Consider the following 12998-nt stretch of genomic DNA (forward strand, 5'->3'; position numbering starts at 1 on the left):
TTAGTCCGATAGCCTATGAAAAGAAATTGATTCTGAAAAGTACTTTTCAGAATCAATCAATCACTATTTTTAATAATGAAATGTAAATTTAAAAACGGTCAACACTAATTAGGGATGTTCATGATTCTTGGCTCTTGATTCTCCCGTCTATTTTCTAACTACTAAAAGCGCAGCGTTCTAACTTCTACTTTTTTCTAACCTCTTCAGCGCCTTTTATTACTTTTTCTTTAAGGCCTTCTTTATACACCAAAACTTTATCCTGAACGCATTTATCGGCAGCACCGATTATTTGTGCCGCTAAAATTCCGGCGTTTTTAGCTCCGTCTAAAGCAACGGTCGCTACGGGAACACCGCCTGGCATTTGAAGGATCGATAATACAGAATCCCATCCATCGATCGAGTTTCTTGATTTTACCGGTACTCCAATAACGGGTAGAGGAGAAAGAGAAGCGATCATTCCCGGTAGGTGAGCGGCACCACCGGCACCAGCAATAATTACGCTAATGCCGCGCGTATGAGCATTTTTTCCGTAGTCGAATAATTTCTCTGGAGTTCGATGCGCTGAAACAATATCTACTTCAACTTCGATATCAAATCCTTGTAAAATATCTACCGCTTCCTGCATTACCGGCAGGTCGCTTGTACTTCCCATTATAATTCCTACTTTGCTCATAGTTTATATTTTTTAGCTACTAAACATTTAATTTATAGTATCTCTTGTATTCGTCATTCCGTGCCTGACACGGAATCTCATCCTGGTTAAAAAATCGAGTGAGACCCTGAAACAAGCCCGCCTGCCGGACGGACAGGTTCAGGGTGACGTGTAATTTATTGTTAAGGTTAATTTATTTATAAGTTTAGGAAATAAGAAATTGAGGCAAAAATCGATTTGATACTTTTCTAACTTCTAACTTCTAACTTCTAACTTCTAACTTCTAACTTCTAACTTCTAACTTTTGCTTATTACTTTAATTTCTCCTTTAACCTGCTCGGCCACTTTTCTGGCTTCGTCGATATTTTCGTTTACGATGGTGACATGGCCCATTTTTCTAAAAGGACGTGTGATCTTTTTTCCGTATATATGCGGAGTAACCCCATCCATTTTCATGATCTTATCGATGTTTTGGTAAATTACTTCACCTTCATAATCTTTATCACCAACAAGATTCACCATAATTCCTCCTACTTTACTATCAGTATTACCTAGTGGTAAATCTAAAATAGCGCGTAAATGCTGCTCAAATTGATTGGTGTAACTGGCTTCGATACTGTAATGGCCGCTGTTGTGAGGTCTTGGCGCTACCTCGTTCACCAGGATTTCATCCTCTTTGGTCTGGAACATTTCAACTGCTAAAAGGCCAACATGCTCAAAAGATTCAGATACTTTCTGTGCAACCGCTCTGGCTTTTTCAGCTACATGATCTTCAATTCTCGCTGGGCAAATCACATATTCCACCTGGTTGGCCGTTGGATGAAATTCCATTTCAACAACCGGATAGGTTTTAACTTCACCACTCGGTGTTCTGGCAACGATTACTGCAAGTTCGTTTTTAAAAGGGATCATTTTTTCCGCAATACACTCGGCATCCGGTAATTCTTTTAAATCATCAATGTTTTTGATTACCGAAACTCCTTTTCCGTCATAACCACCAGTGGCGCTTTTCCAAACGAAGGGTAAGGATCTGTCGCCAGACTCCACATCTGCGATAAGATTCGCGATTTTCTGATAGGTTTTAAATGGGGCGGTAGGGATTTGTTTTTCGGTATAAAACTGCTTTTGTATGGCTTTATTCTGAATTTTCTCTAGCGTAGCAGCACTTGGATAAGTTTTAATACCTTCAGCTTCCAGCTTTTTTAAAGCTTCAACATTTACGCCTTCAATCTCAAAAGTTAATACATCTACTTTTCTTCCGAAGTTTAAAACAGTTTCATAATCCATAAGATCGCCTTGTTCAAAATGATTACAGGCAATTTTACAGGGAGCCTCGTCGCTAGGATCTAAAACGTATGTTTGAATGTCGTATTTACGGGTATCGTAAAGCATCATTTTTCCTAACTGGCCGCCACCAAGGATTCCTAGTTTAAAATCTGAAGAAAAATAATTAATCATAGTCGTGCTGTTTGTGCAAAAATAAATTTTTACCCCAGATTGCCCTATTTATTCTTATAGAAATTGGTAGAGCGGTGTAAATGAGATTCCTTATCTTTGCCTCTTTAAAATTCGAAAGTTTTGGTAAAACTACACGATCTTATATTTGAACCTTACATAAGTGGTGAGGATATCAATAAAGCGATAGATGCTATTGCTGAAAAATTGAATGCTGATTATAAGGATGAATGCCCCATTTTTTTAAGCGTGCTTAATGGTTCTTTTATGTTTTCTTCTGAAGTGATGAAGAAATTTAAAGGGGAATGTGAAATACATTTTGTAAAGCTTGGCTCTTATGAAGGAACCGGATCTACCGGGGAAGTGAAAACCTTAATCGGACTAACAAAATCTTTAGCAGGGAAGAGAGTGGTGATTTTGGAAGATATCGTGGATACTGGTGGTACCCTAAAAGAGCTGGATAAAATTTTAAAAGAGAAAAATGTTGCAGACTATAAAATAGCGACACTTTTTTACAAACCTTCGATATATCGCGAAAAATTCAAATTAGATTATACAGGTATTGAAATTCCAAATGAATTTATTGTAGGTTATGGATTAGACTACGATGGTCTTGGCCGTAATCTTACTTCTGTATACAAACGTAAATCATAAATACACATGACAAATTTGGTACTCTTTGGCCCTCCGGGAGCGGGCAAAGGAACACAGGCAGATATTCTTAAAGAGAAATATCAGTTAGTACATATTTCTACCGGAGATGTTTTTAGATATAACATCAAAAATCAAACAGGATTAGGTTTAACCGCAAAGTCGTTTATCGATAAGGGACAGTTAGTGCCAGATGAGGTGACCATAAATATGCTTAATGCTGAAGTTGAAAAAAATCCTGAAGCTAAAGGGTTTATTTTTGATGGTTTCCCAAGAACCGAAAAGCAGGCAGATGCGTTAGCAGAATCGCTGAAAGCTAAAGGAACTGAAGTGAAAGCAATGATCGCTTTAGAAGTAGAAGATGAAGTATTGGTGAAGCGTTTGTTAGAAAGAGGGAAAACTTCTGGGAGAAAAGATGATGCAGACGAAGCGGTGATTAGAAACCGAATTACGGTGTATTACGAAGAAACTGCCATCTTAAAAGAATATTATAAAAAACAAGACAAATATTACGGTGTTGACGGGGTAGGTTCTGTAGAAGAAATTACCGATAGAATTAGCAACGTAATCGATAAATTATAATTCGAAATCAGATAATGAGAGAAGGGAATTTTATAGACTACGTAAAGTTACATGTGTCTTCGGGAAATGGAGGATCTGGATCTTCGCATTTACACCGTGAAAAATATGTGGCAAAAGGTGGCCCGGATGGAGGAGATGGAGGTCGTGGAGGTCACGTGATCTTACGTGGAAATAAAAACCTTTGGACGTTATTCGAATTTAGCTTTAGAAGACATATTCGTGCCGAGCATGGGGAGAATGGCGGTAAGCAAAGAAGTTCTGGCGCCGATGGTCAGGACGAAATTGTAGATGTTCCTTTGGGAACGGTTATTAGAGATACCGAAACCCAGGAGATTATCGATGAGGTTACCGAAGATGGCCAGGAAATCATTATTGCTGAAGGCGGTATGGGTGGCCGTGGGAACTGGCATTTTAAAACCTCTACCAATCAAACACCCCGTTATTCCCAGCCGGGGATCGATGGGCAGGAATTGGATATTACGCTAGAGCTTAAAGTTTTGGCCGATGTAGGTTTAGTAGGTTTTCCTAATGCAGGGAAATCTACTTTACTATCGGTGATCACCTCGGCAAAACCTAAAATTGCCGATTATGAATTTACTACACTAAAACCCAATCTTGGGATTGTAAAATATCGTGACTTTAAATCTTTTGTAGTGGCAGATATTCCCGGAATTATTGAAGGGGCTGCGGAAGGAAAAGGCCTTGGATATCGTTTCTTAAGGCATATTGAACGAAATTCTACCCTATTGTTTTTGGTTCCTGCCGATGCTGAAGATGTCGCGAAGGAATATGAAATCTTATTAGATGAGCTTAGACGATACAATCCAGAAATGCTGGATAAAGATCGTTTAATAGCTGTTTCTAAAACCGATATGTTGGATGATGAGCTAAAAGCCGAATTGAAAGCCGAATTAGACGAGAATCTACCGGTGCCTTATCTGTTTATATCTTCAGTAGCGCAACAAGGATTAACCGAGCTTAAAGATAAGCTTTGGGAAATGCTTAATAAAGATCCAGAGGATAAGAAATAAACTACTTCAGAAGACTTAATATCGATTGTCGAGTAAACTGCTTTTGTCGATATTGTTGATTTTTAAAGCTTCTTTTGGCTAATTTTTGTGTGCGACTATAAGTGGGATGATTTTTGTGTACTTTTAAAAAGTAGTCTAAAATTATGCAATATGAAGTTACTCGTCAAACTCGTTTTATTTTGTTTGATCATTAGTTCCTGCAATACGCCAAGAACAACGTTCGATTACGATGCACAAACTAATTTTGAACAGTACAAAACCTATAAGTTATTCCCGGATTTTAGAACTGATATGAGTCAGTTAGACGAAAAAAGGATCATCAATAGTATCGATCATTTTATGCGTCAGGAGAATTTAGCTTTAGCTGAGGAAAATCCAGACCTGTACATCAACGTGTATACTGAGAAATTTCAGGAACAAAGTAATAATACGTTGGGTGTAGGGGTAGGCAGCGGAGGTGGAAATGTTGGGGTAGGAGTCTCTGGCGGAATTCCGCTTGGCGGCCCAAAAGACTATGTACGTTTTATTATCGATTTTATCGATGTTAAAAAGGATGCCTTAGTCTGGAAAGCAGAAGTTGAGGTAAAATTCAACTATAATGCCGAGCCAGATCAGCGTCAGGCTTTATTCGATAAAGTTTTTGCCAAAGCTTTAGAAGGGTATCCGCCTAAAGATTAATTTTCGATTTTAATTCTTCTGCCTTTAGAAAAACTGGAGAACTCCGGTGCATACATACTTTCCATTTGCGTAATCCCGTTAGAAAAATCTCCTGCGTTGTTTACCCGTAAATCGTATTCAAATACATACGTTCCTTTTGGTAAATAATCAAAGAAGAAATGTGTAGCTGCATCTTTAGTGCTTTGATAATAGCTTAAGCCATCTTTATAATGATGTTTAGAAAGCACATTTGTTGGTTCAAGTCCGCTGGCACGCATGTCTTTTAAATGCACAAATTCAAAATCAGATTTTACTTCAATAGTTACACGAACGGTGATTAATTCGCCAACTTTTAGTACTTTTGGTAGGGATTTTAACTGTGGCCCAGCACTAGTATTTTCTTTCAGGAATAACGTCTTATTAATGATGATTTCTTCACCTTTAGATCGCTCAATTTTATCCAAATCTTCAAAATATTGATGGTAAATACCGCCGTAAGCCGGTGTGTTATTGTTATTTTTTATGGTGAAATTCGCTATTTTTTGAAGTTCATTTTTATCATTCCATGTTTTCTTAAGGTAGCCTAAGTTGTTCCTATTGGAAAAAATGGAATCGAGAGGAATAGGCTCGTTATTCATCATTATATTAGGTTGATTACTTTCCTGAAGCCAGTTTTTTCCATAAGAAAGAAATGCATTTACCGCGATCGTAGTCGATTTTGTAGTAGCCCAACTATTTTTACGTTTGTGCTGCAATAACCAGTTTTTTAGTTTATCGATGTCATCATCTTTTGGATTTACAGCAGCAAAAGCTTCGATGATTTTTGCCTGTGTTTCGATAGGGTGGTGGTACCAAAACCTTCCGGTAGTATTGTTTTTAAAATACATGCCTCCTTTATCGTCTTTGATACTATTTTGCTTAAACCAGTTCACAATTTTTGCAGCTTCCGCTTCTTCATCATAATTTTGGAAACTTACGGCTAGCATTGCCTTAGATTGCAGGCTAAGGTTAAGCCAGTTTTGTTTAAGATTTTCTATCATTTTCTCGATAAATTCTTCTTCTTTTTCCTCAAGGTAAAATTCATCTGCCAGGATGGTTTTGATGTAGAGATATATAATTTCGTTAGGAGAGAAGCTTGCGCCGGTAAGGTTGTTGTTAAACTTGTCGGCGTAATGTTTTAGCATGTACTCTTTTAAGAATCTGAGTCCATTTTCGATGATTTCTTCAGAAGTTTTATTTAATTCGATCGAGTTGTTCTGAAGCAAATACGCAAAACCACCAAGGATATGGCTGGTGATGTAAAAATTAGAGCGGCCTTCTTTAAACCAGGGGAAACCACCATCGCTATTTTGCATATTCTGCAATTTTAAAAGATAAGATTGCAGGTTTTTGGTATCTAATAATTTTGATAGGTTTTGGATGTTTTCGGCTTCAGATTTAGCATCATTTACCCAGGGTGTTTCCTGTAAAAGAATGCTTTTTAGTTCCTCGTTCTTCGCTAATTTGCTGGTTGCTGAATTTTTATTCCAGTCTTTTAGTGCTGCTACGATTTTCGGATTTTCTTTCAGTATTTTTTCTGAAATAGCCTTTGCGAAATACTTGGAGAAGGTCTGCTCACTACAGTCGTAAGGATAATCGATAAGATAGGGTAACGCCTGGAGTACTGTCCATGCCGGGTTAGCCGTATATTCTAAAGTGATCTGGTGATTTTGTAGAGTTTCGGAATCATTTTTCTTTAAACGGAATTCTTTTTCTTCTTGTCCCTGAAGCCAAATGGGGATGGTCTTAGTCACCAGCATTCTATTTTTAAGCACGGGTAATATGTTGGTTTCACCATCTTCAAATTGTTTGGTTTTGGCAATAACTTCATAGCGAATCAGGTTAAAGCCTTCAGGAATGTAAAGTTTCCAGCTTAGCTGAGTGTTTCCATTTTTTGCTACAGTAAATTCCTTAATGGCTTTGGTATTGCTGAGGTCGATATCGATTCTGGATTCATCTTCTACATTAAATAATTTTAATTGAGCATCACCAGATAACAATTCATCACTCAAATTGCTAATCTTAGCCGAAATAACGATGCTATCTTTTTCCCTTAAAAATCGCGGAGCATTGGGCGTAAGCATTAACTTTTTCTGGGTAACTGTGTAAGCTTCTTTATAGACAGATTCAGTGTGCTGATTATGTCCAAACAACATTAATCGCCATTGCGTTAAGGCTTCGGGAGAAGTAAACTCTAAATTGATATTTCCTTTAGTATCGGTTTTTAAGTTTGGATAAAAGAATGCGGTTTCATTCAAATTTTGCCGAGCTTTAACCTTCAGGTCCGATTCTGTTAATTTCATTTCAGCACTATCATTAACTACAGCGAAAGGGATGCTTTCTACTGCTTCGTCCTGTACGCTACTTACGCCTCTTATTCTAACATTGCTTCCATAGCCAATAGTCACCACTTCTTCTAGAGCTTCTCTAGATTCAGCCATTAAAATAGTCAGGCTGTGATCTTTATTTTCTATAAAATAGGCTTCTTGAAATCCCACAAAAGATGCGTCTAATTGGTCGCCTTTTTCAGTTTCAATTTCAAATTCACCATCAAAATTAGCTTTTGTCCCAGTATTTGAACCTTTAATAGTAATCGTGGCGCCTGGCAATGGCAGTCGATCTGAGATGGCTATTACCTTACCTTTTATGATTCCGCCTTTAGAAATATAATCTCTGGTAAAATCCTTACCTCTAAACAGTAATTTTAGTAGGTATTCCCGGTTTGCTTGGTAAGGCTGAGAATAGCTGAATCCAAAGTAGTCTAGTTTAGGTAGCTTAGGTACCTCATACGAAAAATAGAAATAGTCTCGATTATGTAAACTAAAATTGACTGGGGAAAATTCGAGAAGGTCTAAATTAGGAAGTTGGTGATATCGCCCGTCAATGTTAATACTCTCTGGCCATGAGTGTTTTCTAAATTGATCTAAAGAAGCGTCGTACATTCCGGCAAGGACTTCAAATTGATCTTGCTTATTTTTAGAGGTAATTTTTAACGTCCATTTTTCACGGCTTCCCGGTTCAATCTTATCTCTAAAGGTGCTTAAAATGATTTCAGGTTTTGGCTTTTTGGTTTCAAGAGTAAGTCTTTTAGTAGTTGTAAACGAAGAGTTGTATTTAATACTACTAAATCGTAATGTTAATACTTTACCTTCATAATTTTTCGCCGGAATCTTAATAGTTTCAACTCCTTTTTTTAGATGAACGTACTCTTGAAATATTGATTTGTCTTCAATAAAGGCTTCTAGATTAATGAATAACTCTTTGGCTGCCGTTAATAAAGAGACTTTAACAAAGCCATCTTCAGTAAAATCCTTATTGATGATATGATATTGAAAAAGCTGATGGTCTGAAGCTACTTTAGCTTTTTTATCTTGCAGATTGATAATGCTTTCTTGAGCGATTTCATTTCCTTTTTTATCTTTTGTCTTTAAGACTATTCGGTAACTTCCGGCAGGCCATTTTTTAAGGTTTTTGAGCTCAATTTCCCGATTTGAGGATTTGGTGTCCTTATACCAAAGTTTCCCATTTTTCCAGTGGGATGTATCATCTTCATCTAAGAATGCAGTATGAGGTAATAATTGATGATATTCATCTTTGCTTATGGCCAAAGTATCTGGCGAAGGCATATTATTTCCGAAATTAAGAACTCTGTCTGGCGCTTGTAGTTTGTAGATTGCTACAGTCACCGGTAAATCAACTTTTTCATTATTAATATTGGTGACTTTCGGCTTGAATTTTATGCCTTTTTCTTTGTAATGATCGGCGGGTCCTGAAAACCGAAGTATATTTAAATGGTTTGCGGCATGTACAGTAGTTTCTCCAGATTGCGTTTCGCCATTAATATCGGTTACCGAAATTTCAATACGATACGAGAAAACCTGGTGTTTTTGTTGTATCGGTGAGGTTTGCGGTTTTGCTATGAATTCTATCTTAAAATCTCCATTCTCATCTGTTTTTAGTGCTCCATTGGCAATTTCTTCCGGGTTCATTCTGGGAAATCTAAAATCGTAACCATAATCTTCAAATCTTAAGATGCGATAATTCACGTCGGCGTTACTTAACCGAGCTCCGGAAAAACTTTCAGCAAATCCTTCAACAACTGCCGAGTCATTTACGGCAAAGGACTCTATGATTGGTTTAAATTCTATTTTAAATTTGGGCCTTTTATATTCTTCGACAGAGACACTTTTAGTGGTGTAATATTGCGGTTCATTAGTGCTATCTTCTTTAAGTTGAATTGTAAACTGTCCGGTTTTTAAGCCTGTTGGAATTGCGAAACTTCCAGAAACACTGCCGAAATTGTTGGTTTTGAAGTGTTTTTTTTCAATTTCATTTCCATTGGCATCTAAGAAATCGATCCTAATTTTTTTGTCGCTAAGCACCTGGGTAACATCGTCTTTTCTAGAAACTAATATTCCTTTAAAGTAGACGGTTTGTCCAGGTCTGTAAATACCACGATCGGTGAACAAGAAACCACGTTCTGCATCATCAGGTTCATGATTGTTTCGATAATAAGAATAGCGATCGTTTAGAACAATTTCATCTTTATCCTTTTTGATATGATATTTAATATTTCGTAAACGATCAGAAATAGAAGGAAAGCTTAAATCTCCGTTTTTATCTGATGTTTTTTTATAAGAATTAGTGTTATTATGCGAAGAGAAGGTAGCTTTAACCAAAGCATTGGCAATGGGCTCGCCTGTTTCACGATCAACTACCTTTAAGCTAATGTTATCATCCTGATTAGATATTAAGCTTAACTGGCTTACCTGTATTGGTTTTAGCGCGTATAAATGGTCTAAATTTTTGTCGAGTAAAAGAATTGCATATTTCCCAATTTCAAGTTGTGGCGCAATTGTTATTGTAGTTCTTTTTAAATGTTGTTTTTTATTGGGTAATTTAATGGAATTGGAATATTCCGCCTCACCTGAACTTAAGTTTTTTAGAAGATTTTGACGTTTTTTATGTTGCTCTTCGGAATAAAAATTATCCCTGCTTAAAAAGCTAAAATCAGCTTTACTAATTTTATAAATTTGAAATTCTAGTGAGTCCAGATTATTATAGGAGATAAAAATCGGAAAGTTTTTATTTGGGCTTTGGTAAGGGTTTACCTGAACGCTAAGTTCTTTACTGGAGATCTCAGAAATGATATTTTTTGCATTATTTACCAGAAGAGGATTTAAGTTATTCTCTATGATTTTGTTAGCAATAGCTATGGCTTTATTATTATCCAGCGGATATTCCTGTTTACTGGCTCGTCGCTTTAAGCTCAATGCTTTTTCAAGCGATATGAGATCTTTTGCAAGGGGATTTTCGAATCTGTTTTGCAGGTCTTCTATAGCTTCTAGAAATTGGCTTTCAGAAATATCAATTTTCGATTTTAAGAATTTATATCGATCTAAACCAAAATAGGCCAATAGCTCATATTCTTTATTTTGGAAGAGTGACTTTTCAAGTTCTTGGTAAAGCTTTAAAGCGAAATAGTCTTTATTGAAAGGAGAAGAAGAGTCTAAATCAATTGCTATAAACTTGTTGGCAGGAACCAGGTATTTTTTTGTGATCTTAAACGATTCTGAACTTTTTGTGAGGTAATAATTAGTAGACTTAGCGTAGTTCAGGGCGCGATTGGCAAGAAGCTGATAGGTGTTGCTGAAGGGGATTGTAGGAATATCAACCGTGTCCAGTAAATAGGAATAATCGGCAATATTGGTGTTTTTTAGTACCTCTTTTTGTTTGAGCGATTTTTGATAGTTTGTTATTATTTCAGAATTGAATTTTTCTACGCTCCAAAATTGAAAGTTAGAAGTGTCATTTTCAGTGTTGGTGCGATCGCGAATTCTGTAGGCATTTTTCTGAAGATATTGCGATTGAAAATCGGCAAGAATAGAACGTAATATAAATGTTGAAATAGGATCTGCACTTTCTATTTTTTGCTGAATCTTTTGAATGATTAGGGTAGCCGAATCTTCCTGTAAGTCCAAAGCGAATTTTGAAAGATAAAAAAGACTTTTAATAGATTGAATGTCATTTTTGTCTTCCCTGGCTTTTTTAGCAATCGCCTCTACCAGTTTATTAGCAGTTTTGGTGTTTCCTACTATTTCCTGTTCTTCAACTTTGCTCCATTGATTTTTGTAGAAATCCTGGGCGATAATGGTATTTAAACTGAAAATAGTAATAATCAGAAACGCTATAAGTTTTTTCATGATTGATGCTTTGATGACAAGTAGGGAAGTCCTTCGTAATTTACGGAAAGTCTTGAAATAAAAAAAGCTCCGGTAACCCCGGAGCTTTAATTTCATAATAAGTGTTTTTTAATTAGTCTTCTACAATTTCCATTGTAGTAAATGTAATGACACTTCTACGGTTTTTAGCGTATTCAGCTTCAGTACATCCTCTCTCTTCAGTACAGTCGTTTACTGGTTGAGATTCACCGTAACCTTTAGTAGTGATGTTTTCAGCAGAAATACCATGTTGTACTAAGTATTCTTTTGTAGCATCAGCTCTTCTTTGTGAAAGTTTAAGGTTATACTCTTCAGTACCTCTGGCATCAGCGTGAGAAGCGATTCTAATTTCAGTAGCTTCACTGCCTTTAAGGATATCGATAACTTTATCTAACACTTTTTGATATTCTTCGGTAACTTTAGATTTATCGAATTCAAAGTAAATTCTGTTTTCGTGAGGAATATCAATTTGTCTTGTTTTCTTAACATACTTAGTTCTAGTGAAAGAATATAGGTTATCGTTACCACTTCGGTTAGAAGTTAGGAAACCTTTTTTATCTTTTTCGTTAATGATGAAAGCAAAATCATCATAACCACTGTTAATAGAACTTCCAAGGTTTTCAGCCTCAGTGTAATCTCCTTCAGATTTGTAAACGTCTAAGTTACCAAATCCCATGTGACCGTCTGAAGCAAAGTAAAGAACATTGTCTTCACTAACAAAAGGAAACTGCTCTCTATGCTCGGTGTTAATTCCGGGGCCTAAGTTCTCTGGAGTACCGTAAGTGCCATCTTCGTTGATTGCAACTTTGTAAAGGTCAAAAGATCCTTGTCCTCCTGGCATATCACTAGCAAAGAAAAGTGTAGAACCATCAGGGCTTAATGCAGGATGTTCTGTCGAATATTCTTCACTGGTAAAAGGAAGCGCTTCAACATTTGTCCATTCTCCATCAACTAGCTCAGCTTTATAAATTCTGATGTTAGCTACTCTTAAGCCTTCTTCAGTTTTAAAACGCTTTTCATTGGTTCTGTCAAAATACATTATTGTTCCTTCTTTGTTAAATGCCGCAGAACTTTCGTGTTCGTCGGTATTAATTGCATCAGAGAAAAGAACAATATTGCTAATCTCACCTTCTTCAGAAATTTCACCTGTATATAGATCTAATGCAGGTTTTTTGTTCCAAGGATAAATAGGACGTGCCGTATTTCTTGTAGAAGCAAAAGTGATTTTATCTTCACCAAAATAAGAGATTCCAAAATCTGAAGATGCAGCATTTTCTGCTGGCAACATTTCAGGCTCGTAAATGTAAAGATTACTAGAGTCTACAATACTTTCTTCAAACTCTTTAAGATCAACATCTTTGTCGTAGTAAGAAGCGAAATATTTATCGGCTTCGTCATTCTGGCCTGTAGCACGAAGTGAATGAGCATATCTGAATTCGTATTCAGGCGCTACGGTAGCTTCGTGTCTAGATAACAATGTACCGTACACTTCAGCTGCGTTTTGCATTTGATTCGTGTAGAAATAAGAGTCTCCAAGATTCTGAAGAACTTCCTGGTTCTTATCTACCACGCCTTCATAGGCCGAGGCAGCATCTATGTAAGCACGCTGAGAGAAAAGCTTGTCTGCTTTCTTAATTTCGGCTTTTTGACCGAAAGCTGTGATGCTTACAAGAAGTATTATTAATGTGCTATAAATGTTTTTCATATTAA

General features: G+C 36.6%; 8 protein-coding genes. 4 read left to right on the plus strand and 4 right to left on the minus strand.

Annotated features, from left to right (window positions below):
- Positions 1 to 184 precede the first annotated feature (184 nt).
- On the minus strand, positions 185 to 673 hold the full coding sequence (gene purE / locus L1967_RS08395) for a 5-(carboxyamino)imidazole ribonucleotide mutase (protein WP_249601228.1): 489 nt from the start codon (positions 671 to 673) through the stop codon (positions 185 to 187).
- Positions 674 to 949: 276 nt separating this feature from the next.
- On the minus strand, positions 950 to 2110 hold the full coding sequence (locus L1967_RS08400) for a 5-(carboxyamino)imidazole ribonucleotide synthase (RefSeq protein ID WP_249601229.1): 1161 nt from the start codon (positions 2108 to 2110) through the stop codon (positions 950 to 952).
- Between the two features lie 120 nt (positions 2111 to 2230).
- Between L1967_RS08400 and L1967_RS22380 the strand changes: the two genes are divergently transcribed.
- The 4 genes from L1967_RS22380 to L1967_RS08415 all read left to right on the plus strand — a co-directional run bounded on the left by L1967_RS22380 (position 2231) and on the right by L1967_RS08415 (position 5049).
- A complete protein-coding gene (locus L1967_RS22380) occupies positions 2231 to 2761 on the plus strand; it encodes a phosphoribosyltransferase (RefSeq protein WP_338063525.1) in 531 nt (176 codons plus the stop codon).
- A 6-nt stretch (positions 2762 to 2767) separates the two neighbouring features.
- Positions 2768 to 3340, plus strand: a complete 573-nt coding sequence (locus L1967_RS22385) for an adenylate kinase (RefSeq protein ID WP_338063526.1) — start codon at positions 2768 to 2770, stop codon at positions 3338 to 3340.
- A 14-nt stretch (positions 3341 to 3354) separates the two neighbouring features.
- Positions 3355 to 4371 (plus strand): GTPase ObgE, encoded by a 1017-nt coding sequence (gene obgE, locus L1967_RS08410; protein ID WP_249601230.1) that lies wholly within the window; start codon positions 3355 to 3357, stop codon positions 4369 to 4371.
- Positions 4372 to 4521: 150 nt separating this feature from the next.
- On the plus strand, positions 4522 to 5049 hold the full coding sequence (locus L1967_RS08415) for a DUF4136 domain-containing protein (protein ID WP_249601231.1): 528 nt from the start codon (positions 4522 to 4524) through the stop codon (positions 5047 to 5049).
- On the opposite strand, the gene L1967_RS08420 is transcribed toward L1967_RS08415, so the two are convergent.
- Both L1967_RS08420 and L1967_RS08425 read right to left on the minus strand, forming a co-directional pair.
- Positions 5046 to 11270: an alpha-2-macroglobulin family protein gene (locus L1967_RS08420; RefSeq protein WP_249601232.1), complete on the minus strand. Its 6225-nt coding sequence runs from the start codon at positions 11268 to 11270 to the stop codon at positions 5046 to 5048. The two genes, L1967_RS08415 and L1967_RS08420, sit on opposite strands and share 4 nt — an antisense overlap.
- Positions 11271 to 11382: 112 nt before the next feature.
- Complete coding sequence (locus L1967_RS08425; protein WP_249601233.1) at positions 11383 to 12993, minus strand: OmpA family protein; 1611 nt, start codon at positions 12991 to 12993, stop codon at positions 11383 to 11385.
- Between the last annotated feature and the right edge of the window lie 5 nt (positions 12994 to 12998).

Origin of the sequence: Zunongwangia pacifica (genome assembly GCF_023499215.1) — a bacterium.
GTDB classification, from domain to species: Bacteria; Bacteroidota; Bacteroidia; order Flavobacteriales; family Flavobacteriaceae; genus Zunongwangia; species Zunongwangia pacifica.

Coding starts and splice junctions, on each gene's coding strand:
- L1967_RS08420 (WP_249601232.1), bottom strand. CDS start 11,270: ATGAAAAAACTTATAGCGTTTCTGATTATTACTATTTTCAGTTTAAAT.
- L1967_RS08400 (WP_249601229.1), bottom strand. CDS start 2,110: ATGATTAATTATTTTTCTTCAGATTTTAAACTAGGAATCCTTGGTGGC.
- L1967_RS08425 (WP_249601233.1), bottom strand. CDS start 12,993: ATGAAAAACATTTATAGCACATTAATAATACTTCTTGTAAGCATCACA.
- obgE (WP_249601230.1), top strand. CDS start 3,355: ATGAGAGAAGGGAATTTTATAGACTACGTAAAGTTACATGTGTCTTCG.
- L1967_RS22385 (WP_338063526.1), top strand. CDS start 2,768: ATGACAAATTTGGTACTCTTTGGCCCTCCGGGAGCGGGCAAAGGAACA.
- L1967_RS08415 (WP_249601231.1), top strand. CDS start 4,522: ATGAAGTTACTCGTCAAACTCGTTTTATTTTGTTTGATCATTAGTTCC.
- purE (WP_249601228.1), bottom strand. CDS start 673: ATGAGCAAAGTAGGAATTATAATGGGAAGTACAAGCGACCTGCCGGTA.